Annotated in this window: 25 protein-coding genes; 19 read left to right on the forward strand and 6 right to left on the reverse strand. The window is 49.9% G+C overall.

Annotated elements, in window-relative coordinates; all coding sequences use genetic code 11:
• Positions 1–288: 288 nt before the first annotated feature.
• The 4 genes from Afil_RS08060 to Afil_RS08075 form a co-directional block, all read right to left on the reverse strand.
• Positions 289–546: a heavy-metal-associated domain-containing protein gene (locus Afil_RS08060; protein WP_230268054.1), complete on the reverse strand. Its 258-nt coding sequence runs from the start codon at positions 544–546 to the stop codon at positions 289–291.
• 17 nt (positions 547–563) lie between these two features.
• Complete coding sequence (locus Afil_RS08065; protein ID WP_230268055.1) at positions 564–1,088, reverse strand: GNAT family N-acetyltransferase; 525 nt, start codon at positions 1,086–1,088, stop codon at positions 564–566.
• Between the two features lie 333 nt (positions 1,089–1,421).
• The gene (locus Afil_RS08070; protein ID WP_230268056.1) at positions 1,422–3,305 is read right to left on the reverse strand and encodes a DUF885 family protein; all 1,884 of its coding nucleotides are present in this window, start codon (positions 3,303–3,305) and stop codon (positions 1,422–1,424) included.
• Between the two features lie 530 nt (positions 3,306–3,835).
• Entirely contained in the window at positions 3,836–4,060 is a 225-nt protein-coding gene (locus Afil_RS08075) for a hypothetical protein (protein WP_230268057.1), read from the reverse strand.
• A gap of 920 nt (positions 4,061–4,980) precedes the next feature.
• Between Afil_RS08075 and Afil_RS08080 the strand changes: the two genes are divergently transcribed.
• The 7 genes from Afil_RS08080 (at position 4,981) to Afil_RS08110 (ending at position 14,419) form a co-directional block, all read left to right on the forward strand.
• Complete coding sequence (locus Afil_RS08080) at positions 4,981–6,747, forward strand: phosphoenolpyruvate carboxykinase (ATP) (protein WP_230268058.1); 1,767 nt, start codon at positions 4,981–4,983, stop codon at positions 6,745–6,747.
• 441 nt (positions 6,748–7,188) lie between these two features.
• On the forward strand, positions 7,189–7,938 hold the full coding sequence (locus Afil_RS08085) for a Bax inhibitor-1/YccA family protein (RefSeq protein WP_230268059.1): 750 nt from the start codon (positions 7,189–7,191) through the stop codon (positions 7,936–7,938).
• Positions 7,939–8,009: 71 nt separating this feature from the next.
• Entirely contained in the window at positions 8,010–8,462 is a 453-nt protein-coding gene (locus Afil_RS08090; protein ID WP_230268060.1) for a hypothetical protein, read from the forward strand.
• Between the two features lie 797 nt (positions 8,463–9,259).
• On the forward strand, positions 9,260–10,612 hold the full coding sequence (locus Afil_RS08095) for an MATE family efflux transporter (RefSeq protein ID WP_230268061.1): 1,353 nt from the start codon (positions 9,260–9,262) through the stop codon (positions 10,610–10,612).
• A gap of 217 nt (positions 10,613–10,829) precedes the next feature.
• Positions 10,830–11,411: a hypothetical protein gene (locus Afil_RS08100; protein ID WP_230268062.1), complete on the forward strand. Its 582-nt coding sequence runs from the start codon at positions 10,830–10,832 to the stop codon at positions 11,409–11,411.
• A 268-nt stretch (positions 11,412–11,679) separates the two neighbouring features.
• A complete protein-coding gene (locus Afil_RS08105) occupies positions 11,680–13,062 on the forward strand; it encodes an MBOAT family O-acyltransferase (protein WP_230268063.1) in 1,383 nt (460 codons plus the stop codon).
• A 208-nt stretch (positions 13,063–13,270) separates the two neighbouring features.
• Positions 13,271–14,419, forward strand: a complete 1,149-nt coding sequence (locus Afil_RS08110; protein WP_230268064.1) for a hypothetical protein — start codon at positions 13,271–13,273, stop codon at positions 14,417–14,419.
• 41 nt (positions 14,420–14,460) lie between these two features.
• On the opposite strand, the gene Afil_RS08115 is transcribed toward Afil_RS08110, so the two are convergent.
• A complete protein-coding gene (locus Afil_RS08115) occupies positions 14,461–16,062 on the reverse strand; it encodes a recombinase family protein (RefSeq protein WP_230268065.1) in 1,602 nt (533 codons plus the stop codon).
• A gap of 132 nt (positions 16,063–16,194) precedes the next feature.
• On the opposite strand from Afil_RS08115, the gene Afil_RS08120 reads away from it, so the two are divergent.
• The gene (locus tag Afil_RS08120; protein WP_230268066.1) at positions 16,195–16,350 is read left to right on the forward strand and encodes a hypothetical protein; all 156 of its coding nucleotides are present in this window, start codon (positions 16,195–16,197) and stop codon (positions 16,348–16,350) included.
• Here Afil_RS08120 and Afil_RS08125 read toward each other — a convergent pair.
• Positions 16,347–16,709, reverse strand: a complete 363-nt coding sequence (locus Afil_RS08125) for a helix-turn-helix transcriptional regulator (RefSeq protein WP_230268067.1) — start codon at positions 16,707–16,709, stop codon at positions 16,347–16,349. The genes Afil_RS08120 and Afil_RS08125 overlap by 4 nt on opposite strands.
• Before the next feature lie 137 nt (positions 16,710–16,846).
• Between Afil_RS08125 and Afil_RS08130 the strand changes: the two genes are divergently transcribed.
• The 11 genes from Afil_RS08130 (at position 16,847) to Afil_RS08180 (ending at position 23,896) form a co-directional block, all read left to right on the forward strand.
• Positions 16,847–17,014 carry a hypothetical protein gene (locus Afil_RS08130; RefSeq protein WP_230268068.1) on the forward strand — a complete coding sequence of 56 codons (168 nt, stop codon included), beginning with the start codon at positions 16,847–16,849 and terminating at the stop codon, positions 17,012–17,014.
• A gap of 124 nt (positions 17,015–17,138) precedes the next feature.
• A complete protein-coding gene (locus Afil_RS08135) occupies positions 17,139–17,429 on the forward strand; it encodes a phage antirepressor KilAC domain-containing protein (protein WP_230268069.1) in 291 nt (96 codons plus the stop codon).
• A complete protein-coding gene (locus Afil_RS08140; protein WP_230268070.1) occupies positions 17,413–17,631 on the forward strand; it encodes a hypothetical protein in 219 nt (72 codons plus the stop codon). The genes Afil_RS08135 and Afil_RS08140 overlap by 17 nt, the downstream gene beginning before the upstream one ends.
• A 429-nt stretch (positions 17,632–18,060) precedes the next feature.
• Complete coding sequence (locus Afil_RS08145; RefSeq protein ID WP_230268071.1) at positions 18,061–18,438, forward strand: hypothetical protein; 378 nt, start codon at positions 18,061–18,063, stop codon at positions 18,436–18,438.
• On the forward strand, positions 18,435–18,680 hold the full coding sequence (locus Afil_RS08150) for a hypothetical protein (RefSeq protein WP_230268072.1): 246 nt from the start codon (positions 18,435–18,437) through the stop codon (positions 18,678–18,680). The genes Afil_RS08145 and Afil_RS08150 overlap by 4 nt, the downstream gene beginning before the upstream one ends.
• Positions 18,673–18,963 carry a hypothetical protein gene (locus tag Afil_RS08155; RefSeq protein WP_230268073.1) on the forward strand — a complete coding sequence of 97 codons (291 nt, stop codon included), beginning with the start codon at positions 18,673–18,675 and terminating at the stop codon, positions 18,961–18,963. The genes Afil_RS08150 and Afil_RS08155 overlap by 8 nt, the downstream gene beginning before the upstream one ends.
• A complete protein-coding gene (locus Afil_RS08160) occupies positions 18,935–19,402 on the forward strand; it encodes a hypothetical protein (RefSeq protein ID WP_230268074.1) in 468 nt (155 codons plus the stop codon). The genes Afil_RS08155 and Afil_RS08160 overlap by 29 nt, the downstream gene beginning before the upstream one ends.
• A complete protein-coding gene (locus Afil_RS08165; protein WP_230268075.1) occupies positions 19,395–20,531 on the forward strand; it encodes a DUF2800 domain-containing protein in 1,137 nt (378 codons plus the stop codon). Before Afil_RS08160 ends, Afil_RS08165 begins: the two co-directional genes overlap by 8 nt.
• Positions 20,524–21,084 (forward strand): DUF2815 family protein, encoded by a 561-nt coding sequence (locus tag Afil_RS08170; protein ID WP_230268076.1) that lies wholly within the window; start codon positions 20,524–20,526, stop codon positions 21,082–21,084. Before Afil_RS08165 ends, Afil_RS08170 begins: the two co-directional genes overlap by 8 nt.
• 8 nt (positions 21,085–21,092) lie before the next feature.
• The gene (locus Afil_RS08175; RefSeq protein ID WP_230268077.1) at positions 21,093–23,003 is read left to right on the forward strand and encodes a DNA polymerase; all 1,911 of its coding nucleotides are present in this window, start codon (positions 21,093–21,095) and stop codon (positions 23,001–23,003) included.
• 23 nt (positions 23,004–23,026) lie between these two features.
• Positions 23,027–23,896 carry a hypothetical protein gene (locus Afil_RS08180; RefSeq protein ID WP_230268078.1) on the forward strand — a complete coding sequence of 290 codons (870 nt, stop codon included), beginning with the start codon at positions 23,027–23,029 and terminating at the stop codon, positions 23,894–23,896.
• Positions 23,897–23,980: the final 84 nt, after the last annotated feature.

The following is a 23,980-nucleotide window of genomic DNA, read 5'->3' on the forward strand; positions in this document are numbered from 1 at the left end:
GGATCCGAAGTATGAAGAAAACGATGAAGAATAAAAAATACGCCAAGCGGGATCTCGAAAGGGATCCCGTTTAGCGTATCTAATATTCAGTCTCGCGTATACCCGTCGATTGTTTGACACTTACGCTCATCTGGCCAAATCGGCCATTTTGAAAAAACAGTAAACCAAAAGCGGTTTTCGCTGAAGGCACAAGCCAGAGTATTGGATCTGGCCGGTGTTCTTGCGAAAACCGCTTTTTTCATGGAATGTCGATGGATGAAAAGAAAAATCGAAGAAAGAGAACGGATCCTATTTTCGAAAGCCAAAAAATCCGCGTCTGAACTTTACTTCATGGCTTTGAATGCCGCGCAGATCGTAGCCTGCCTGGCCGATTACGGACTTGATCTGATCCTCATCAAGAGGCTTTTCGGAAAGAATTTCAATGGTGCCTTTACGACGGGACGCGGTTACTTTCTTAACCGTAAAGTTTTTGCGAACGGTGTCAGCGAGATGGCTTTCACACATGCCGCACATCATTCCATCTACTTTGAGAACGGTCTGAATCATATTGGGGGCCTCCTTTTTCAGATGAGATCTTTCTGGTAGGCAATGCGGGGCGTACCGTCATCGGTATAAATGATTCCGCATTTTGTAAAGCCGTTTTTTTGAATCAGGTGCTGCATGGTGAGATTGTCCGCATGGGTATCGATACGTAAAGACGGATTGCGGCTTTCGCAAAATTCGATCAGCGTTTTAAAAACGCCTGGACGGGTTCCGGACGAAGCAATTTTATGAATGGCACTGTAGGGAAGATCGCTCAGCCAGCTTCCGTTTTCGATCACCGCATACGTGGGATCTGGTCCGGGAATCATGGAAAAGGCGCCGATGATTTCGCCGTCTTCTACAAGGACATAGGCGTTGTGATGTTCAATATCGGAAACGATGGAAGACTCTGAAGGCCGATTGTCTTTCCACTGGTTTGGATTGCCATTGGCTTTCATATAGGCGCGCGCATGGGCGTAAATGGCCTGGAGTGCTTCCAGATCGTCCAGTGTTGTATTTCGTACGATACGACTGGATGGATGGACAGGATTTGTTTGATCGGACATGGACAGGACTTCCTTTCTGTTTTTTTCGTTTTTTGAGACGCTGTGCAGAATTGAGTTTTTCTGCAGAGCGGAATGGACTGGAAAAGCATGCGTTAAGACAGCGAAAAAAGTGTAGCATTGCCCATGGATTTCTTACAAATCAAAGAAGCTTTGATAAGAAGACTGAGGCGATTTCAAAGAGATTTCGGCCTCTGAAACGGTTCCAAAAACCAGAAAAAATGAAGTACAGAAAAACGCTCCGGCCTTTGGATGAGCGGAGCGTTCGAATATCATATCTAGATTTTTGTGTGCGCAATGCACCAGAAAATTGAAATACCGTAAGGGATAGTTCGATCAGTCTGCCGGCTTCATCTGCATGGATCCGGAAGCCTTGTTGTCATCCTTCGGCTTTCTGGATGTCGAAGACTTCGCATTCGGATCGTTGACAACGGTAGAAGGCAGCTCGGAATCGGACGTGCCCATGCGTACGCTGTCAATATAGTCCTGTACGCTTTCTTCAATAATGCTGAAGTTCATGTTGCCTGCATTGAGAAGAGCCGTATGGAATTCCACCGGATCGTAGTCTTCGCCAAGAGATTCTTTGGCGATGTCGTTGAGTTCCAGCAGTTTCATGCAGTCAAAGTAGTAGGCGTAGAAGACGCCTGGATCGAGGCAGAGACGATCGTAAATGCTGTCGGTGCCTTCGCCCCAGTTTTTCGCGAACTCCTTACGGGAGATGTTTTCGTAATTGACCTGATAGTCCATGAGCAGAACGGTGTAGTTGGAGAAAAGCTCGGACAGCTCCCACACTTCCAGCTTATCTTCATCAATACCCGTCCAGGGCAGCGTCTGGAGCGCCGCATACGTGGCGTAGCCTTCCTGCGTACCCAGCGTGCCGAGAATGTACTCGAGCGGGTGTGCGGCATGTTCCTTTAAATACTGCGTCTGGTACATGTGACCCGGGATGCCCTCATGAGCAAAGGTGTCATACAGAGAAAGGCTTTGCGGATTTGAGCCGTAATCGCGCTCGTTGTAGCGGATTTCGTACGTGTCGGTGCTGTCGATTGGAGGGACAAGGAAATAGGCGAGAACGCTGTCCTGCGACTGTTCGGGCGCCAGCGGTTTTATCTCATAGTCCATTTCATCCACGAGAGGGAAGACAGCCGGATAGCGTTCGTTTAAGAACGGAATAATTTCCGAAATGGAACTGAACGTTGTTTCCGGCTCGCTCATCAGGGAAGCTGCATCTTCCTTTTCATTAATAATGCGCGAGTATTCCGTCAGACAGTTCTGCACGGCTTCCGTAACCTGCTTGTTGATTTCGACGGGCGACATATCCATGCCCGTGTACATTTTCAGAATCTCTTCGTAGGCTTCCTTGCCGTTTGGAAGGGAAGCCATGCCAGAAAGCGGCTTATTCTTGTCCTTGAGTTCTTCCAGGCCTTTTTTCATGGTTTCGTACGACGGGAAGAAAGACGTGTCCAGCGCTTTTTTAATCCGGGTTTTCCACTCTTTCTTCTCGGCGTCGTTCAGATCGGTCAGTCCGTCAATTTCTTCTTCAAGCGATTCTGTAACTGGAGAATCGTCTTTGGTTTTCAGAACGTCGTCAATCGTCTTCATCGTGCTGTCGTATGAGATCGAAAACAGATCCTGCTCGGCCTGCTTGCGCGTATATTCGAGATTTTCCTCGACATAGCGCGGCATATCATTGATCAGTTTTTCCAGCGGTTCCAGATCGTCCTTTGTGTAGAGGGAGTATTCGGAAAAAAGCGTGACCATGCTCGAAGGCATTCCGTTGACCATGGACCAGGGCGTTCCAATATAATCGAATTTCTCATCGGAAGTCTTTTCGAACCGTTCGCATTCCCAAAGAAGCTGTTCGTACATCCAGCGGTTCTTTTTGGAAAGCGCAGATGTATTCCACTTCTTGAGCTGATCGTATGTCTTATCGTTCAGCTCGATCCGTTTGGACTCCGGAAATGGAGAACCCAGCGTGATCGGGCATTTGGAAAGATCGATTCCATAGTTTTCCGGATGAAGGAAATACTGATGCACGCTCAGATAGCTTAATTCACAGTAATCGACCAGATAGTCGTCGAGAAACTGTGTAAATTCCGCGTCCGGTACGGCTTCCGTATTCTGACCCGGAGTCGGTCCATTCGTGGAAGGCCCGCAGGAGCAGGCGGCCAGCGAAAGGGCGAGAAACGAAATTAAGAAAACTTGTATCCATTTTTTCATATAAATCTCCTCAAACGGGAACACGCCCAGTCCGGTCGCAATTCCCATCAGTATTCCTATGATAGCGTATCCGTTCAAAGAATTGAGAACGGGGGCGGTTAAGTTTTTCCAAACTCAGACGGCTTGGATAAGGGAAAAATTCGGAATTCGCTGTGTCAAAATGCGCTTCTTTTCTACATACGGTAAAAATCTGGATTCGAATCCGGGAAGCATGCAAAAAACCTGTCTGCTTCGCTGTTTGAAGACAGACAGGTTTTTCGTAAGAGATTTTGAAAGACCAGAGAAAGGGGTTCTGGTATGGACAGTGGAATGCAATCGAGAAGAGAAAATTTTTCAGGAAAGCCGGATTTGTATGGATATAGATTTGTATGAATATATTTGTATGAATATAAGGAAACGCAGTCATCTCGAAAGGCAGCCGCCGCCGAGTGAGAGCGACAGGCAATGGTATGTATTGCTGAGCCGGGAAGAAAGGGCTTGCCCAAAAGAGAAGCTTTCGTAACCGGGCGTCTTTCATTTTACGATGACGATTAGAACAGACGGGTGAGCAGGATGATGCCTTCGGCTGCAACCGCGATGATCAGAGCCAGGCGTCCAGCTTCTTTGACGGTCAGCGTATCGTTTTCGACTTTTTCGCAAAGATCTTCACAGAAGAGGAAAAAGCGATCTTTCAGTCGGGCAAAGAAAGTGCGTGTATAGGAATCCGTGTTGGTAACGGGTGTGGAAGCGGCAGATGTTGAATTGAAATGATTCATAACTATTCTCCTTTGATTGAATAAGAATCATCGCGAATGATTTTGACAAGGATATGATAACAGATATAATTCATGTGTGCAACATGGACGCACCAAAAATAAGAAAAACGCATCTCGTGCACATTCGCCTACTCAGAATGTGAATAGAAGGTGCATGCGCAGGGATTAGGCGGGAATGACGAGTCAGTCTTAATGCCTTTGTTCTGTCATAGGCTATACGATCAAAGAGGGAAGCGGACTTAATTAAAAAAGCAAAAATGCATGGATTATTCTAAAAAAGTGGAACAATAACTCTTGACATACGTAAATAATTTGTTCATCCCTATCGTATTCGCATGGAAAATAAATGAAAAAGCATATCCCTGTACAATTTGCTGATCCCTGTGGTTTTCTATAGGGCAGTCTTTGAAAAGGCTTTCCTTTCGATGAAGCAGATCGCGCATGCACGAATGGTGCATGAAAGAAACACAAGTTCGTACTCGCATTGAAAGGACACCTGCACATTTTACGCATTTTTTGGCGGAACGCTCTTTTCAGCCATAAAGACCGCTGAAACCGCTCGTAATACGGTGCTGAAGCGGATGCCGTATGCTTTATTCTCCGTAAAGGATCGAAAGAGAAGGAAAAAGGAACAGGACGCCTGGACAAATCCGGCTTCAATTTTGTGCAAATCCAGTCTGGTGTGCAGGCGCAAAGCTGTAATTCAGTTATTAATGTTTTGTTTTTGTTTAGCCCGTACTGTTTTTGCCTACCATATGTAAACGCTTGTCCATGATCCATACATGATCCGTTTTACAGAAACAATGAATTAGGATATTATTTGGATATTGTTTTGACGCGCTAACTCAAACGGATTCCGATCTGCATTTTTGCACAGAGGATTTCGACAGTTTGAGAGCAGCGGTCCAGAAAGGAACGAAATGCTTAAAAAAATCAGCATCTATAACGGCCAGGTGATTCTGAATTACGACCGTGCCTACCCGAAAGATCGTGCGACTCTTCTGAAAAGCCGTACTTTTGAAAAGTTCATCACTTATTTTGTTCGCATCACAGAAGAAACGAACCCGGCGGTTTACCTCTATCTGACTCAGGATGGTACGCTTACTCCTAAAAAAGCGGCCCAGGAGCTGATTGAGTTCTTCCGTCTGCTCGTTGTTTTCGATTACGAAGAACTTTCCGATAATCCTCTCGAAAGAGACCGTCATCAGCTGCTGGATGTTATCGAAGAGATTTACCACAGCTGGCGTTCCCTGCAGCGTTTTGGATTCATGAACTCCAACAATATGCCGGACTTCGGAATCAACACGCTCGTTCGCCGCGACTCCAACCTGAATGACCTGATTCTGCGTACGTACCGTCTGTATCAGGAAAAGATCGCCGGACGTCCAAATCTGGTATATCGCCAGGTTCAGGCCGGTACCAATGCCTGCTTCTCCATTCATGAAGTACGCAATTCCTTCTCCGAAGACTATCTCCCGCTGCATAAGATCCCGATGATCGATACCGTAATGCTCCGTACTCCGATGATTCTTCATCCAACGAGTTCCAAGCGTACTGGCATGTTCACAGAAACCGATGTCAACCCGCTCGATATGCTGTATATCAATACGGAAGAATGGTTCTGCCTCCCGATCAAAGTCGGAAAACTGCTCTGCTTTGTTTACTTCAACTGCAAATACATCGCGCTCGCCCTTTCCATGGTCAACCTGTTTGAGCTGGCTACTGTGGAAGAGTCCGAAACCAAACCGGATCTGATCATGATTTACGGAAACGAAGACGGACTGAACGAGACCAAGTACTACCACGATACCGACAACGATATCTGGATCGGCCGTATTTCCGACCATCCGCGTATGGAATACTTCGGCTACCTCAAGAAAATGGCACTGACGCTGCACAACCTCGCTATGATGGAACGCGGCTGGCTGCCAATTCACGGTGCCATGGTCAACGTTGTTCTCAAGGACGGCCGTTCCAAAGGCATCATCCTGATGGGCGACTCCGGTGCAGGCAAGTCCGAATCCATTGAAGCCCTCAAGAGCGTCGGACGCGATCTGATCAAGGACGTTCAGGTTGTCTTCGATGATATGGGAACTATTCATATGGAAGACGGCGTTCCATACGGTCAGGGTACAGAAACCGGTGCCTTCATTCGTCTGGACGACCTCGATCCAGGTACGCCGTATAAAGATATGGACCGCTCCATCTTCTTTGCTCCGGAAAACCCGAACGCCCGCATGGTCGTACCGGCAAGCTCCTATTCTTTCATTACGAAAAACCATCCGATCGACCTGTACTGCTATGCCAACAACTACACCGACAAGTGCGGTATGGATGAACTCCCTGCAGACGAGTTCAAGGCCACCTGCAAAGCCGGAACCCGTATGGCTCTGGGCACAACCCAGGAAAAGGGTCTGTCCAAAACGTACTTCGCCAACCCGTTTGGTCCAATGCAGCGTCAGGAAGTCTGCGATCCGCTGATCGACGATACCGTTAAGGCGCTCGAAGGCAACGGCGTATTCCTCGGTCAGGTTTACACCCACCTGGGCTTTGACAAGACCAACCGTGCCGGCATCGAAGATGCAGCCAAGGAACTGCTCGACTTCATCCTCGATCAGGCTGCTGAAACAGAAGCAGCTGAAGATGTCGATGTGCAGGAGGCTGCAGCGGCTGAAGACGCCGAATAAATCCCGATCGGTCTGAACTGGATTCCTGAATCCTCAGACTGACTTCGTTTTAAGCATTGAGGCATTCGAAAAGACAGCTTCGGCTGTCTTTTTTGATGTCTGCAGGGAAAACTGATGCTTCTTGACAGGGAAGAGGGTAAGGATTATTTTCCGTACATACCCAAGGAAGCCATGTATTTCCAGCCTTTTTTCGCAGAACGGTCTGGATGGATCCGGTTGAACGCCCCATAAAAGCATTCAAATCGCATCCAATTGAAAAAGAAGTCTTTAAAGAACGGTTTTTCTGGTTATTCTGAAAGGACGAGCACGCAGGATTGTTATCCAGCCCGATTTGTCTTCGGATCCGTTCCGCATGAACAGCACGGTTCCGGGCAAGCCGAAAATCAAACCAAAAAGAAAGGGATGGATTTTTGATCCATCCAGAAAGTGGAGAAATGAAAAGTGAAAGAATACCCAATGCCGGCCGTACCGGATCCGGAGCGTGAACATACGATTCATCAGCACATCATTCAGCCCGATCAGGCCGCTGTACGAAAAGCGTTTGCGACGACGTATGTATGGATGATTCTCGGACTGCTCGTCAGTGCGGCTGTAGCCTTTATTTTCGCTCAGCCTGAACTTTACCCGATCGTCGATAATCCCTTTGTTCTTCTGGCCCTGTTTCTGGCCGAGCTCGTTGTCGTAGTCCTCTTTACGCGAAAGCTGAATACGGCCACGATTGGAACTTTGCGCGGCATGTTTCTGCTGTATTCCGTTTTAACCGGAGCAACCCTGGCTACACTCGCCACGGTATGGAATGGATCGACAATTTTTGCGGCTTTTCTGGTCAGTGCCATTTATTTTGGCTGTCTGAGCCTGATGGGCTTCTTTTCCAAAATTCGTCTTGATAAGATCGGTCCGATCTGTCTGGTCGGTCTGGTGGCTCTGATCATCTGTGAAGTCATTATGTTGATTTTCCGCTTTTCAGCAGCCACGCAGCTCTTTTCCGCGATCGGTCTGATTCTGTTTACCGGAATTACCGCCTGGGATGTTTATCGTATGAACAAAACGATGCAGGCGGTCTGTGCATCGCAGGAATGGCTCGACCGGCTTGGCATTTCCTTTGCGCTCGAACTCTATCTGGATTTCATCAACATTTTCCTGCGCGTTCTGGCGCTGATCTGCAACGGTTCTTCGTCTTCACGCAAATAGCGGCAGGCCATCCTTTCCAGAGAAATCTTTTTGTGACAGGCAGGTTTTCCGATTCCTGTCGTCCTTAAGCCATGCGCTTTTACTTTTTGGCGGATGATTTTAACAAAACAGCCATTCGCCTGTACTCACGATCCAGATTTCCAAATGAAAAAGACGCCGGCATTCTGGCGTCTGATCCCCATGTCCAGCAAGGCATGGGGTATTTTTTTCGTTATTTGAACGGATCCAGAAGTGCGCAAATCGAATTGCATTGCCAGGAAATTGGACCCGCATCCGAATGCGGCGCTGCTGGTCTGGAAAGTGGAGAAGATCATTGTTCTGGCTGGCTTTTGTTCGGAGAGACCAGATTCCAGATGCCGAGTAAAAGAATGAGAATACAGGCAGCCTGTGAACAGGGAGAAATGGATTTCACTGTGGCTTGTAAGAGCAGAAGCCCGATTCCGGTAAGAAAATGCAGCCATTTAAAAACGCGGATCCATTTCCTAAGGCTATCAGCACGCCTGCGTATTACAGGAGAGAGCTGACGAATTGCGAATGTTGCGATGAAGAAAAAAATGGATACAGCCATCATATAGTTCTTCCAGACTGCATAGGATAAAGCAAGTACGAACCAGACAACGATAAGAAGTATGAACTCAAGGGGATTGAATTCTCTCGCATTTTTCCTCATAAACATACCGATTGCCCTCGCTTTTTCTGTGGAAAATATCGAAACTGTCCGATTTTCCAGTTATCGATCCGGACCGTGTCTTTGATGCGGAAAAACGCTTCATTCCCTGCATGTCAGCAGCGGACAGGGATAACACGAAATTCAGTACAGGTACTGCATCTGCTGTTCCTGTATCTTCTTGCACCGGAGCTCTAAGGGAACGGTTAAGTCTATTGTATTTGCACATCTGAAACATCGAACGCTGAATATTGAAATGAACAATTGGATGTCTAAAAAAGTATATACAAGTATATACAATATGAGATTCTTTCGACTTTAACGGCGCTGAAAGAAAGCCTGTGGCTCGGAACAGTCCAAAGGCCAAAACGGCTGGCTCATTCTTCCGGTACCTTTCAGGCTGTTGAAAAAGAAAAGCGCTCCCATTGAAAAAAGGTTTCGCTAAAGGTACATGTTCGCAATCTACGCAATGAAATCCATGAAAATATCCATAGAATAAGGATTCGAATCGCGCTAACTTTAAAAGTCGCAGATTCTTGAAGAGCCTTTTCCTGGTTACACGTTTTTTCCCGAGGGAAAACGCCGAAGGAAAATAAATGGCTCACCGGATCTGGAAGCAGCCGTTCAATCCGGCTGTCTGGTTTGGAGGTTTTCATGAATGGTGAACTTACGTGCGGGCCGCTGAAAAAAGCCCTGATTTTTTTCGCGCTTCCGCTGTTTCTTTCGCAGCTGTTTCAGACGCTGTATAACACGGCCGATACGGTCATTATCGGCTATACGCTGGGCAGTACATCGCTGGCCGCGGTCGGTTCGGTTGCTGCGCTGTTTGAATTGATTGTCGGGTTCTGTACCGGATTCAGTCAGGGCCTTGCCATTATTGGGGCACAGAAATTCGGAGCCGGCGATCTGAAGGGATTTCGTCGAGCTCTCGCTCTGTCGATTGTGCTCTCGATCCTGGTTTCCATGACGATTTCGATCCTCTTTCTGTTTGGGATGGAGTCTGTCCTTCGTCTTTTACAGACGCCGCCTGAACTGTTTGATCAGGCCAGAAAGTACATTTCGGTAATCACTTTGGGACTGATCATCACGATGCTTTACAACCTGGCGGCTGCCTTTTGGCGGGCGGCAGGGGATTCGAAAACACCGTTAGTCATTTTGCTGATTTCCTCGGTCATCAATATCGCGCTCGATTTCCAGTTTATCGTCCAGTTTCATATGGGTGTCGCCGGTACAGCCTGGGCTACGCTTTGCGCCCAGCTGATTTCGCTCATTCTCTGCGTGATCTGGGTGATCTGGAAAAAGCCGGATCTGTCTGTGCATTTTTCGGATTTCCGCTTCCGCTCGTCCATGCTTTCCAATCTGCTGAAAATGGGCTTTTCCATGGCGCTCATGTCTTCGATTGTCTCCTGCGGTACGCTCATTTTGCAGACGGGAATCAACCCGATGGGTACGCAGATCATTGCCGGTCATACGGCCGCCCGAAAGCTGATTTCGATTCTGAACCTGCCGGTTTCCTCTCTCATGATGGCTCTGTCCTCGTTTGCCGCGCAAAATGTCGGTGCCGGCGAGTACGAACGGGCGGAACAGGGAATCGCGTTTTCCAATCGACTCGGTCTGTACTACGGAATTACGCTTACCGTTCTGATCTTTCTGAGCTCCAGAACCCTGGTTCAGGCGATCAGCGGCAGTACGGATCCGGCCGTTCTCGATATTGGCAGCCTGTATCTCAATACCAATATTCCGTTTTTCTTCATTCTTGCGATCCTGCTCAATTTGCGCACTTCGCTTCAAAGCATGTCCATGACGCTGATTCCGATTCTTTCTTCGGTCATCGAACTGGCGGGGAAAATGCTCTTCACCTTCCTGGTCGTTCCGTTTACGGGCTACTACGGAATCTGCGCGGTGGAACCGTTTGTCTGGACGGTCATGGCTTTGTTTCTGAGCTATTTCTATTTACGAAACAGACTGTTCAAATCGCATGGCATTACGGCTCATATTTATCGATAAATCCAAAATCTGTCCGGCGCGTTCAGCCGGTCAGACCAAACCGGAGGGGCTTTTGACCCCGGTATAATAAAGCTGATCTCTGACCGATCAGCTTTTCTTTCGCTTTCAAAAACAATTCGAGACAAAACGGAACGAAAGCGATCAGGCAGAGTGTCCTGTATGATGGAACAGGTTCAATAAAAAGAAATTAGAAAAGGACTTTTTAAAAGGAGCTATTATGAAAATACTCAAATCATTTGTTTTAAGTTTTGCATGCCTGTGCATGGGCCTTGGCTTTGCGGGCTGCACGTCCTCGAATAACAGCGGCAGCGCTTCGGATTCGCAGAGCGTTTCCTATGCGGATGCGCAGGAAGTAATGGAAGCTGCGTGGAATGCGCAGGAAGAAGAAACCAAGCCGTCCGTCTTTGGCGGCTATGGCGAAGAGGTAACGGAAGGCATGCCGATGGCCATTTCTCTGGATGAACCGGACAGTCTGGCAGTCGCCTTCAACGTTCCGGCCACTTTGGTTGAACAGTCGCAAGACGCTTCGGCGATGATGAATTCCATGATGGCCAACGCCTTCACTGCATCCTGCTGGCAGCTGAAAAAAGAAGCTTCCATGGAAGAGCTGCGTGATCAGGTGCAGACCACGTTGCTCGATACGCAGTGGATGTGTACGTTCCCGGAAGAATACGCGATTGTGACGAAGGGACAGTTCCTTGTGGTCGTCTACGGCTACACCGATCAGGTCGATCCGTTTGTTCAGGCGCTTCGCTCCGTTTTGCCGGATGCGATGATCACCAAAGCCAATTTTGAGTAATCCGGATTTTTGCAGTGCAATTTTCGAAAGAAGCGTAACGATTCCAGAACAGGAATAGAAAGCCTGCACTTGCTGAAAAGGAAAAGAGATGTACCGACCGTCTGGGCCCTGGCTTGAACGGCCGGCTTTCGTATACAAACCTTGCGGGCGGATCAAAGGATCGAGCTGAAGGCTTCGATTCGGATCCCCTCACTAACAGATCGCATGGACTGGATTTCTGCAGCAGAGTTTGCAGGATCCAATTCGTCCGTCAGGAAAGGAGAGCGGCATGCTGTTCAGTTCAATTTTGTTTCTTGTCTGGTTTTTGCCGCTGACCTTTCTGGTCTATTTTTGCGTGCCTAAGGCTTTCCGCAATTTTGTTCTGCTTGCGGCAAGCCTTATTTTTTACGGCTGGTCTTCTCCCTGGTGGCTGCTTTTAATTGGAGCGGACTGTCTGATCGGCTATGCGTGCGGCCGGTTTATGGAAAACGGGTCTCCATCCGTTCGCCGGGCGGCTTTGATTGTCGGAATTGTTCTTTCCGGAGCGCTTCTGTTCTGGTTTAAGTACGCGATGTTCTTTTCCCGGCAGCTTTCCGCGCTGACTGGTCTGGATCTGGTCTTAAAGGGAATCGCGCTGCCGGCTGGAATCAGTTTTTATACCTTCCAGGTGATTTCCTATCTGGCGGATGTCTACACCCATAAAGCCCCCGCCCAGCATTCCTTTTTGCGCTTTGCATTATACGTCTGCATGTTCTTTCAGCTGATTGCCGGTCCGATCGTTCGCTACAGCCAGATCGAAGGCGAGCTGGAAACTCGAAGAATAGATGCAAAAAAACAGTCGGATGGGGCCCGGCGCTTTGTCTGCGGCCTTTCGAAAAAAGTGCTGATCGCCAATCCGCTCTCAGCACTCAATCAGTTTATTGTCACACAGGCCGAACCAGCCATCGCCTTGTTCTGGCTGAACGCGTTCGCTGTCTCGCTGCTGATTTATTACGATTTTTCCGGCTACAGCGACATGGCGATCGGTCTGGGGGCCATGATGGGGTTTCATCTGCCTGAAAACTTTCGCTATCCGTTTCAGGCCGGTACCATTTCTGAATTCTGGCGCCGCTGGCATATGTCTCTGACGGCCTGGTTTCGCGATTATGTGTACATTCCGCTGGGCGGAATCCGAAAGGGGAAGGGCAGACAGTTTTTCAATTTGTTTGTCGTCTGGATGTTTACCGGTCTCTGGCACGGAGCGGCCTGGAACTTCATTTTGTGGGGACTGTTTTTCTGGGTGTGGATCAGTCTGGAAAAGTTCCTGCTGCCCGAATCCGTATTGCACACCTGGTCTTACGGGCTGCTTTGCCGCTTGGGAATTCTGATTTCGTTTTTGCTCTTTTATGCGCCGACGCTTTTTGATTTTGCTTCGCAGATCCAGGCGATGTTTGGCGCTGGCGGCCTTCCAGTATGGACCGCGCAGACCGGCTATGTTTTTCAAAACGCGTGTTTACTGATGGCGGCGGCGCTGATCGGTGCCACGTCTTTGCCGCATCGGCTTTTTGTAAAGTACCAGCCGTACCGTATCGTGCAGATTCTCTGCTGGTGTGCGGTCGCTTTCGGACTGATCTTCTGTCTGGCTTCGCTTTCTGCCGGCACATGGAATCCGTTCCTGTATTTTCAGTTCTAGAATTTTCCATTTCAGAATTTTCTGTTGGGAAAGGGAAGATGGCATGCGACATTCCATCTGGATCTGGGTTATGAGAAGGGGTGCGCCAGCTGCTCACTGAAAAACAGGATGGAGATGGATTGTCGTCCGCAAAACGGTTCTGGCGGACGGTTTGTTTCATATTGTGTTTTTATAGGGCTGTAATTAGTCCGGGAAAGGAGAGCTGTCTATGAAGTTTTCGAGAAATGAAAAATCGAATCCAGAGAAAAATCGGAAACGGTCGGTTCATCCCGGCATGCCGATTGTGCTTGGCATTCTTTCCTTTTTCTGTATCGCTTCACTGATCGGTGATACTGGCTTTGCGCAGACGTACTCGCCGACGGAACGGCGAAAACTTGCTTCCTTGCCAAAAATGGATGTTGAGAACGTTCTGGATGGCAGCGGGGGCAATGCGCTCGAACGTTATACAACCGATCACGTGTTTGGACGGGAAGAACTGCTGCGAGTGAACGCTTGGATGGCCAGCGGTCTTTACGGATCGAAAGAGCAGAACGGCCTGATTGCCAAAGAGGGAAAGATTCTTTCCGTTCAGCGAAAAATCGATAAAAAATCGCTGGATCATGCCAGAGATGTTTTCTCTTCGATTTACGAAACCGATCTGAAAGATACTCAGTGCGCTCTGTACGATTCGATCGTTCCGGACAAGTCATACTTTTTGAAAACAGGGGAGTATCTGAATATGGACTACGAAGCGTACCTGGCCCAGGCACAGTCCGTGTTCTCTTTCGCCAGCGAGATCCCGATCGCTTCAACGCTTTCTCTGGACGATTACTACGCCACCGACCCGCACTGGAGACAGGAAGCCATTCTGGAACAGGCCAGAACGATCGCTACGGCTATGGGCGTAAAACTGGCGGAGGATTTTACAGAAGAGACCATTCGTGAAAATTTCACCGCGCAGCAGGGCCTCCAGAGTGTATGGCCGCACAAGGGGGATACGCTGAAGGTTTTAAAGTCGCCTTCGATGAGCGGCTGGACAATCTGGCGCTATGGTGAAAAAGGAAAGCGGCAGGGGACTTTGTACGATCGGACAAAAGCAGAAGGCGAAGATCCGTATTCCGTATTTCTTTCCGGATCGGCGGGAATGATCGAGATTGAAAATCCGGATGGCCCGAAGGATCGGCAGCTGGTTCTGTTTGCGGATTCGTACGGCAGCTCCATGGCACCGCTGCTGGCTACCGGCTACAGTCGGACGACAATTATCGATTTGCGCAACCTGCCCTCGTTCCGTCTGAAGTCTATGATCGATTTTTCCAGACAGGATGTGCTGTTTCTGTATTCCACGTCCGTTCTGAACGCTTCCTACAATCTGAAATAAGGACCGATCCGATTCTGAAAGGTTCGAACACTGACTTTGCCTCAGACAAAAAGAAAACGGATCGCTGCTGGAGGCTGACTGTAAAGCGATCCGTAAAGAGGCAAGAATACAAAAAGACCTTCCTGATTCAGGAAGGCCGATTTGTTGTATATGAAATGGTGGGGGCACTGCGACATAAACTGAACCGTTCTGGCTGGCTCGTCGGAGAGTCTGTATGAAATTCGGATATAGCCGCCATTTCCATCATTTTCATCGTCGAACACTTCAACCCGTTCAACAAACGCATCGAGAAGAACTTTCTGGAAGTCGACTGGTTCAAGAGCACCGCGCATTTTCTCAAGATAGTAGACAACTTTTTCGTAAGAAATAGCGTAGCTGCTCGCCTCGATCTGAGACAGATAGTTTTGAAGATTTGCTTTTTCCTCTTCTGCTTCTTTCAGCCTGGAGACAATCGCATCAGACATTAACCCATTCGCGATTGCATCGACCAGATTGTTAATCTTTCTGTCAGACTCCTGAATCTGCTTTTTAGCGTGCTCAGTTGCCGCATGAATATCTGACTTTTCGTATTCACTGACCACGAATCGAGCAATTTTATCAATGTACTCATCAGTCAGCATGCTGACTGCATCGTTGATAACCAGTTCTTCCAGCAGCTCTTTTCTCTCGTTTTTCTTATCGCAGTTATGAAGCTGTTTCTTACCATTGCATGAATAGTAGCGGTAGACCTTACCTCTGCGGCTTGTTCCGCTGTCTGGAGTCATTGCATAGCCGCAATGACCGCAGAACACTTTTCCTTTCAGTAAAAACTCAGGTGCATCTTTCTTTGGACGTTTTCTCATAGTGGATTGATTCATCTTCAGTTTCTCCTGTACTGCCTGCCATGTCTCCATATCAACGATCGGTTCAATCGCATCCGGATCGAAGATCTCTTTGTGTTCATAGATACCGCAGTACTTCTTGTTTTTCAGGATCCGGCTTACGGATCCGGCCCTGAACGGCTTACCGCCGATGTTGCGAATTCCGCGATTATTGAGCTTAGTGGCGATTTCCCGTAAAGTCATTCCTCTCAGATAATCGGAATACATCTCCTCGATGATGTGACGCGTGTCTGGATCGGGAACGTATTTCTTGTTTTCAATCTTAATCCCCAGAGGAACCGCACCGCCTAGACACTGTCGTTTACGGGCTGATTCATCCATGCCGCGCTGTACTTTCTGAGACAGCTCGCGGCTGTAATACTCGGCCATTCCTTCGAGCAGAGATTCCATGATGATGGATTCAGGGTTATCTGAAATAGCTTCAGTGGCAGACAGTACCCTGATACCGTGCTTTTTCAGCTTGGCTTTGTAGTTTGCAAAATCGTATCGATCACGGGCGAACCGATCCAGCTTGTAGACGATAACCGCCTGAAAAGATTCCCGATCAGCGTCAGCAACCATCTGCAGAAAGTTCTTCCGCTTCTGGGTGTCATGACTGGCGCTGGCGGCTCGATCTACATACTCATCTACAATGAGAATGCCGTTCCGCTCTGCAAAAGCCTGACAGACAGTTCTCTGTCCCTCGATGCTTTGCTCAGTCTGGTTGTTCGATGAATATCGAAGATACAGGACTGCGTTCATTTTGGTTGATATAATAATCACGCCTTTCATTAGGTAGCTCACCGTCGTCACGTGCAATAGCGCTGGTGAGCTTTTTTCTACACTCTATATTATATGTAAATTTTTGTTACATTCTACTGTTTGATTCTATGCGCTAAGTGTTACAATACGCATATGAAAGATAATGATGCTCAAAAATTGCGCGAGAAATTAGTCATCAAAGTAATAATGTGTTTAAAAGATTTATCAGTTGAGCAGCTGAAAAAGGTTATTGAATATATTGATTGGTTTCGAGTTCAAAACTACGCAAAAGAAAAGGAGGAAGCTTAGGCTTCCTCTTTTTCTTTTACAAGGCCTTGTAAAAACTTTTTGATCACTTGTCTTTCCTCAGCTGGCAGTTCCATGAAGTCTCTGATGATTTTCATGTCCATTTGATCAAGATGGTATGTCGCAGCTAAGTTCTCAAGCATGTGTTCGGGTAGGGTTGTGAACATTTCACCTTCACCTGTCTCTAGCCAGCTAAGAGAAACACCGAATCGCTGGCATATGGCAGAAAGCATTTTTTTCGGTGGAGTTCTTAATCCGCTTTCCCATGTATAGAGCGTCTGGCGAGTGATTGCAAGTTCATCAGCAAGCTGATCTTGTGTTAACCCTAGCTCTTTTCTAAGAGCTTTAATGCGTTCGTTCATTATTCCCTCCTTTCGCATATATTATACGCTCTCTGATTTTGAATGTAAAAAAAATCTTACATCTACATGCATTACGTTCTTGCATGTAAGAAAAATTATGGTTAATATGTAATAGCAACATACATAGGAGGAAACAGATGACAGCTAAAGAAGTAAAAGCGGCGATGACCGATGCTGTTGAGATGGCTAAGAAAATCGAGACACTTCCGGCTGATCTAAAAACCACTCTTGATGGTGTAATCACCGGAATGAAGCTGGCCCAGACAGTAAGAAGTCCTGACACAAAAAAAGGAGAAGAGAAATGACAGCACTAGAGCTCTTCGCAAAGAACATTCTTCCGGAAATCAAGAAGTTCTACGAAGATCCGAAGAACCAGGCTGAATTCGAGGCTTGGAAAGCAAAGAGAGATGCTGAGAAAGGAGAAAGCAAATGACAACAAACGGCTACCGCTGGATCTGGACCAGCAAAGATCACATCCTCGCGCACAATCCAGCTGCTCCTGATCCATGGGTCCTCTGGTCGAGAGACCGGGATGGAGATCCATGTAACGGAATCTACGGACAGACAGTCGAGGAAGCTGGTCTCTTCGAAATCAAAGAAACCGCAATCCATCACAACGACGGACACGTCAGCATCAACAAGACAACGAAGGTCACTGGCAAGGGCCAGCAGTACTTCATTAACCGACTTGTAGGAGACACTCATGCGACGCAGAACTGACAGAACAAAAGCACTGACCAGAGCCGCCCACTTCCTCGGCGTGGTTTTCGCCCTGTCAGCGCTGGCCATGGCCGGCCTGATCGACGGCGAAAGAATCAACGGCGAACCATGCAGCATCTGGCTTTTCATGGCGGTATTCGCGATCGGATCCGCAAGCTACCTCGGATCCATGGCGCTCAGCGACATGGTGGAAAGGGGATGAGTCGATGTCTACATATCGAATCCAGGTCACGTGGCTGGACACTGGAGAATGCTTTCCGTCCATCGCGAAGGCCGCAAGGCATATGCCGGTGAGCAGCGCATCGCTGAATAGAGCCTATCGCGGCGGTAAGAGCGAAGCATGCGGGCTGAGAGTTGCCTTCGAGGTTATCCAAGATGTGCGGGGCAACTTTCGACCAGTCAAAAATTTGACGACAGGAGAAACTTTCCCGTCACGTAGAGCCGCCGCTAAAGCCTGTGGTGGAAGTACCTCCGGGCTTTTCTACGCACTGAAGGAACAGCGCAGATACCGCGGACAGTGGTGGAGATACGCATCAAAAAAGCCCTTCTGACGGCAATCAGAAGGACCAATGCCGCTCGGCAAAGCGGCTTACATATAAAAATCAATCCAATTATAACAGGAGGAATAGCAATGAGAACAATTCTCAGGACAGCCGAATGCGCTGTCTCAGGTCTGGACTACGCTCAGGACCGAATCGAGGATCTGATCAAAGAAACGGATCGCGGCGATCTCAGCGTCGAAGAAGCCGGATGTCAGCTGTCGGTTATCCTCGATCATGTCGCCACGAATCAGGATTTCGCGAGAGAAGTCGCGGAGCGTATCCAGAAAATGACCGCCCGTCTCGGGCATATTGCGGAGTCTGTTGATCGGCTTTGCAGTGAACTGGAAGGCACGGATACCCTGATTGATGACGAAAACATTGAGGAGCTTATTCTGGACCCTCTGTGCTGGGTGAAGGAAAAGATTAACCAGTGCCGCTGGGAACTCGGCGTGAAAGGACTTGAATGATGGCGGAGTTCATTGGAATCGTTGAACACGTCGCCACACTGGGGATACCTACCAGACGCGGCTATACCAAGCAGCTTAACTGGACGACCGTGAGAGATTACGAGTCGACCCAGCTTGATCTGCGCACCTGGGATGACCAGAACCGACCGCTTAAAGGAATCCGACTGACGGACAGGGAAGCCGAAGACCTCTATGAAGCCCTCAAAGGAATTTACGAAAGAAAGGAGAAGAGCGATGAATAACGAACTGCATGAAGCCTTGTGCTTTCTGATTGGGCAGATGCGTGAAAACAAAGAAGAGATTTCCCATCTGCTGGATGTGGCACAAAGCCAGCTGAAGAACCTGGATAGCCCTGATTTTTATGAACCGCCAGAGCTGGTAAAGTTCATCTCCTGTGACACGGAAGATCTGAAAAATCTGGCAAACGACCTGCTGAGTTTGGCTGTTCTGGCGAATCTTGTCGCCGATCAGATGAAGAAAGAAGAGGAGAAGGCACATGGACCTGAAAATTGTGATCAGCGCTGATGACAGCGCACTTGAGTTCTCCAGAAATCTTGGAAAGCTCATCGGCCAGTATATTAGCCAGGCTGATATTGAAGCCGGCCTCGCCGGGAAGGTAATCACGGCAACGATCGAGCCGGGCACGATGCCGTGGGAAGACAAAGTTGAAAAGGGCCTGCAGTACGCGGATCAGGCTCAGGCGGCTGGTGAAGCCGTCGCCAAAGCGGCGATCGAGAAGCATGAACAGGAAATCAAGGCCGCCGCAACAGAACAGGCGACAGCGATTACACTGGATGAGCTTCGCGACCTGGCCAGAAAGGTCAGTGATCGGGCCGGATCCAGCACGCCGGTCCGCACCTGCTTCCAGAGTGTCGGAGTGGCCAACCTCAAGAACGAGAAAGGCGTCCCGGTCGAAAAGCGGGAGCTGCTTAAAAAGGCACTCGAGGACTGCTTACATGCCTGATAAGCACGCCCTGCTTTCTGCGTCAGGCTCCAGCCGGTGGCTGCACTGTCCGCCATCGGCTCTGCTTGCCGCGGAGTTTAAGGAAAAACCGAGTCCATACGCCGGCGAGGGAACAAAAGCCCATGCCATGGCTGAGAAGAAACTCCGCACCTGGCTGGCGACGGGAAAGCGTCCAGACATGGACGAGGGCGACAAGGCGATGGATGAGTACACGTCGGCCTACGCCGACTACTGCATCGAGGTTTTTAACAGTACCAAGGCCAAAGCCCCCGACGCTGAAATGGAGATCGAAGTCATGTTGTCCTACTCGGACTATGTTTCGGGCGGCTTTGGCTCCGGCGACTGTGTCATCACATCCGGCGACGTTGCCCACGTCCTGGACCTCAAATACGGCAAGGGCGTGAAGGTCGAAGCCGAAGGCAACAGCCAGCTCCGCTTGTACGGTCTCGGTTTGATACAGAGATATTACTGGCTCAAAGGATTTGAATCCATCGAGATGCACATCATTCAGCCGAGGCTTGATCACATTGCAACGGCTCGCATGAGCCGTGCCGATCTGGAGGCATGGGCGGAAAACGAAGTCCGCCCGATCGCCAATCTGGCATCAACCGGACAGGGCAATTTCAAGGCGGGCGAGTGGTGCCGCTTCTGCAACGCGAAAGGCGCCTGCAAGGCAAGAGCCGAGATTGCAGCCAAAGAGCTTGCGGGATATGAGCAGTGCCAGCCGGAAAGCCTCGATCCGAAAACACTGGCCGAGATCCTCGGCAAGGCCGACGCATGGGCTTCATGGATTGAGGATGTCAAGAAGTACGCGCTTGATGAAGCGCTGCACGGAGCGGTGGTACCTGGATGGAAGCTGGTGGCCGGAACCGCAAGAAGGACCATCACCGACCCTAAAAAGCTTGCCGCCGTTCTGGAAAGCGGAGGCTATACGGACATCTGGAAGCCGGTACAAATGAAGCCGCTGACCGACCTTGAAAAGATGGTCGGCAAAAAGACCTTTGGAGAGCTGGCCAAAGGTCTGATCCACAAACCAGCCGGAAAGCCGACGCTGGTACCCGCATCAGACAAAAGAAAAGAGCTGTCGTCCGTAGAAGACGACTTCAAAGGAGTGAACGAAGATGAGTAACACAAAAGTCCGCACAGGCAAAAAAACACGTTGGAGCTATGCCAACATCCTCGAGCCCAAGAGCATCAACGGCTCGGAACCGAAATACTCGGTCAGCCTGATCATCCCGAAGGCCGACACCAAAACAGTCGATGCGATTCAGAAAGCCATCAGGGCGGCCTATGACGAAGGACTGTCCAAGCTGAAGGGAAACGGCAAGTCGGCTCCGGCGTTTGAAACACTGAAAAAACCGCTCAGGGACGGAGACCTCGAACGGCCGGGCGATGAGGCATACGCAAACAGCTACTTCATCAACGCGAACTCGGCAAGAAGACCGCAGGTCGTTGACCGCAACCTTGAGCCAATCGCAGATCCGGATGAAGCCTATTCCGGCTGCTACGGACCGGTGACCGTGAATTTCTACGCCTTCAACACGAGCGGAAACAAAGGCATCGCCGCTGGCCTTGGGAACCTTCTGAAATGGGCCGACGGCGAAAGACTGGACGGCTCGTCCACGGCGACGACTGATTTCGCAGATCTGGAAGACGACGACGAAGACGACCTTGGCTTCTAGGTGCCGATATGCAGGAACTGCATATCGATCTTGAAACGTATTCATCGGTAGACATCAAGCTGGGTGTCTACCGATATTCGAAAAGCGAGGATTTCGAAATCCTGCTTTTCGCTTACTCGACAGATGGCGATCCGGTGAGGGTCGTCGATCTGTCATCCGGTGAGGCAGTGCCCGACGAAATCGTCGAGGCACTGGCCGATCCGGCAGTAACGAAGATTGCCCACAACGCGGCTTTCGAAAGGGTCTGTCTCTCTCGATGGCTTGGCGTTGATGGCTTCTTACCGCCCGAACAGTGGAAGTGCACGATGGTTTGGGCGCTGTCCTGCGGACTGCCCGCCACTTTGAAAATGGTTGGAAAGGCGCTAGGGATTGAAAAACAGAAGTTCGAAACCGGCACGCAGGGCATCCAGCATTTCTGCAAGCCTTACAGGGGAAAGCGAAAATACCCGAACGAAGACCCCGAAAGATGGGCCGAGTTTAAGAGGTACAACGTACGCGACGTGGAAGCCGAGATGGAAATACATAGCCGGCTGAAAAAGATCGCAACCCCTCCGCCGAGGGAATGGCAGCTTTACTGGCTTGACCAGCACATCAACGACCGGGGAATTGGCGTAGATATGGAGCTGGTTGAAGCGGTGCAGCGCATGAGAGCCGAAGAAACTGAACGTCTGCTTGCTGATGCTGAAAAGATCGCACCAGGCCTAAACATCAAGTCGAACCCGCAGATGCGCGAATGGCTTGCCGGCAAGGGTGTCGAGATGGACAGTCTGGCAAAAGACGTTGTCGGCGACTGGATCAACAGCGCGCCAGACTGCGAGGCGAAGCAACTGCTCATCGTCCGAGCCGGAGCGGCTAAAACTAGTCTTAAAAAATACGACGTACTACAGGAAGCGCAGGTGGATGGCCGGATCCGCGGATTGTTTCAGTTTAACGGAGCGGGCCGGACGGGCCGATGGTCGGGAAGGATGTTCCAGCCGCAGAACATCCCCCGCCCGACTTATGAGGATCATGAAAATCTCCGGCCTTTAGTCAAAGCCGGAGATCTGGAATCCGTAAAGGCGGCGGGATTTGATGACAGCATGGAGGCTTTTTCCTCAGTGCTGCGTACTGCGCTGGTGCCTGCAAAAGGCAAATGCTTCTGCGTGGCTGACTACTCGGCGATCGAGTGCCGTGTTGTCGCATGGCTGGCAGATCAGGACTGGGTTCTCCAGGCTTTCGCCGATCGCAAAGATATCTACTGCGAAACTGCATCCAAGATGTTCGGCGTTCCCGTCGTCAAGCATGGCGAAAACGGCCATCTTCGCAGTAAAGGAAAGGTCGCAACCCTCGCCTGCGGATACGGCGGAGGCGTTAGGGCGATGCTCAAGATAGGCGGCGCCCGCATGGGCCTGACTAAGGAAGAAATGCAGGAGGCGGTCGACCGATGGAGAGAAGCGAACCCGCGAATCAAAGGCTTATGGGCCCGCTATGAAAACGCCGCCCGCTCCGCCATCCAGAAGCCCGGCACTGTGAGTCTCCCTCACGGCGTCAGTTTTACAAGACACGGCTCCTGTCTTTATGTCGGTCTGCCGTCTGGCCGGTCGCTGATCTACCAGAGCGCGCGACTGGATAAAGGAAAGATCGTCTTTGATGGCCTCGGAAAGTCGAAGCAGTGGCAGCCAATAGAGACGTGGGGCGGCACCCTCGTCGAGAACGTCACGCAGGCCGTGGCCCGTGATTGTCTGGCCGCCGCCTTGCTCCGGCTTGAAGAAGCCGGCCTGCCTGTTGTCGGGCACATTCATGACGAGGTCATCGTTGAGTGCGACCGACCGGAACAGCTGGAAGACGTAGAGCGGCTGATGGGAAAAAGCCTTCCATGGGCGCCCGGCCTTGAGCTGAGGGCCGAGGGCTTCTCCGGCAGTTACTACCGAAAAGACTGAAAGCAACAAGGGGGGGAGAAGAAATGGAAAATTTCACAATATCGGTCTGCTCGCGGGCTTCTCAGAAAAGATATCGGGAGCAGACCTGCGCATGGCCGGAATTTGTTGACAGTCTGCGGCAGCCTTACCGATCACGGGAGACCGTCAAGGAATACAGGCGGATGAGTAAAAAGGACAGGTTTGCAGCTAAAGACGGGCCCGGATTTCTCGCAGGAACGCTGAGTGACCGGATTCGAAAGAATGGCCACGTCAAAGATCGCACCATGATCTGCCTGGATCTGGATAACGGGCCCAGCGGATTTGAAGAGCGGCTCAAGGACTTTCCCTATCAATACTGTGCGTACACCACGCACAGCCATACGCCGGAGGAACCAAGGTGGCGTCTGATGATCCCGCTGGATGCTCCGGTCACTGATCCGGACGCCTACACGGCGGCAGCTCGAAAAATCGCTGACTACTGGTTTGACATCGAATGGTTCGATGACACGACCTACCAGCCGGCCCGCATGATGTACTACCCGTCGTGCCCGAAGGATGGCGAATACCGGCTGCTCGAGGGCAGAAGCGACGCTCCGTTTATCAGCGCGGACGATGTGCTGGAGCTGTACGAAACGGACTGGCATGACGCAATTGCATGGCCGACCAGCTCGAGAGAGGAAAGAGCGCACAGCACGACAAGTGGCAAGGCTAAGGATCCTCTCTCGAAGTCCGGCCTGATTGGAACGTTCTGCCGGGCTTACACGGTTCAGGAAGCCATCGACGAGTTTCTGCCCGATGTCTATGTACCTACGGATAGCGCAAACCGCTACACCTACGCCGAGGGCTCCGCCTTTGGCGGTCTGGTGGTCTACAATGTCATTAAGTTAAGATTTCTCAGACCACATCAGCGTTAAGCAGTGATGTGGTCTTTTTTCTACTCTTCAAGTCAAATCTCGAATGATTCGAGTTTTTTCACTTTTTTCTAAAAATCTATTGAC

The sequence above is a fragment of the Allobaculum fili genome (assembly GCF_020969955.1).
In the GTDB taxonomy this organism is placed as follows: Bacteria; Bacillota_I; Bacilli_A; order Erysipelotrichales; family Erysipelotrichaceae; genus Allobaculum; species Allobaculum fili.

What these genes read in the sequence shown, in the direction of transcription:
- Afil_RS08110 (WP_230268064.1), top strand. Translation starts at nt 13,271, where the DNA reads ATGAAGTTTTCGAGAAATGAAAAATCGAATCCAGAGAAAAATCGGAAA.
- Afil_RS08075 (WP_230268057.1), bottom strand. Translation starts at nt 4,060, where the DNA reads ATGAATCATTTCAATTCAACATCTGCCGCTTCCACACCCGTTACCAAC.
- Afil_RS08165 (WP_230268075.1), top strand. Translation starts at nt 19,395, where the DNA reads ATGCCTGATAAGCACGCCCTGCTTTCTGCGTCAGGCTCCAGCCGGTGG.
- Afil_RS08070 (WP_230268056.1), bottom strand. Translation starts at nt 3,305, where the DNA reads ATGAAAAAATGGATACAAGTTTTCTTAATTTCGTTTCTCGCCCTTTCG.
- Afil_RS08080 (WP_230268058.1), top strand. Translation starts at nt 4,981, where the DNA reads ATGCTTAAAAAAATCAGCATCTATAACGGCCAGGTGATTCTGAATTAC.
- Afil_RS08170 (WP_230268076.1), top strand. Translation starts at nt 20,524, where the DNA reads ATGAGTAACACAAAAGTCCGCACAGGCAAAAAAACACGTTGGAGCTAT.
- Afil_RS08125 (WP_230268067.1), bottom strand. Translation starts at nt 16,709, where the DNA reads ATGAACGAACGCATTAAAGCTCTTAGAAAAGAGCTAGGGTTAACACAA.
- Afil_RS08120 (WP_230268066.1), top strand. Translation starts at nt 16,195, where the DNA reads ATGAAAGATAATGATGCTCAAAAATTGCGCGAGAAATTAGTCATCAAA.
- Afil_RS08180 (WP_230268078.1), top strand. Translation starts at nt 23,027, where the DNA reads ATGGAAAATTTCACAATATCGGTCTGCTCGCGGGCTTCTCAGAAAAGA.
- Afil_RS08140 (WP_230268070.1), top strand. Translation starts at nt 17,413, where the DNA reads ATGCGACGCAGAACTGACAGAACAAAAGCACTGACCAGAGCCGCCCAC.
- Afil_RS08105 (WP_230268063.1), top strand. Translation starts at nt 11,680, where the DNA reads ATGCTGTTCAGTTCAATTTTGTTTCTTGTCTGGTTTTTGCCGCTGACC.
- Afil_RS08145 (WP_230268071.1), top strand. Translation starts at nt 18,061, where the DNA reads ATGAGAACAATTCTCAGGACAGCCGAATGCGCTGTCTCAGGTCTGGAC.
- Afil_RS08060 (WP_230268054.1), bottom strand. Translation starts at nt 546, where the DNA reads ATGATTCAGACCGTTCTCAAAGTAGATGGAATGATGTGCGGCATGTGT.
- Afil_RS08090 (WP_230268060.1), top strand. Translation starts at nt 8,010, where the DNA reads ATGCGCTTTTACTTTTTGGCGGATGATTTTAACAAAACAGCCATTCGC.
- Afil_RS08150 (WP_230268072.1), top strand. Translation starts at nt 18,435, where the DNA reads ATGATGGCGGAGTTCATTGGAATCGTTGAACACGTCGCCACACTGGGG.
- Afil_RS08160 (WP_230268074.1), top strand. Translation starts at nt 18,935, where the DNA reads ATGGACCTGAAAATTGTGATCAGCGCTGATGACAGCGCACTTGAGTTC.
- Afil_RS08175 (WP_230268077.1), top strand. Translation starts at nt 21,093, where the DNA reads ATGCAGGAACTGCATATCGATCTTGAAACGTATTCATCGGTAGACATC.
- Afil_RS08065 (WP_230268055.1), bottom strand. Translation starts at nt 1,088, where the DNA reads ATGTCCGATCAAACAAATCCTGTCCATCCATCCAGTCGTATCGTACGA.
- Afil_RS08155 (WP_230268073.1), top strand. Translation starts at nt 18,673, where the DNA reads ATGAATAACGAACTGCATGAAGCCTTGTGCTTTCTGATTGGGCAGATG.
- Afil_RS08135 (WP_230268069.1), top strand. Translation starts at nt 17,139, where the DNA reads ATGACAACAAACGGCTACCGCTGGATCTGGACCAGCAAAGATCACATC.
- Afil_RS08100 (WP_230268062.1), top strand. Translation starts at nt 10,830, where the DNA reads ATGAAAATACTCAAATCATTTGTTTTAAGTTTTGCATGCCTGTGCATG.
- Afil_RS08095 (WP_230268061.1), top strand. Translation starts at nt 9,260, where the DNA reads ATGAATGGTGAACTTACGTGCGGGCCGCTGAAAAAAGCCCTGATTTTT.
- Afil_RS08130 (WP_230268068.1), top strand. Translation starts at nt 16,847, where the DNA reads ATGACAGCTAAAGAAGTAAAAGCGGCGATGACCGATGCTGTTGAGATG.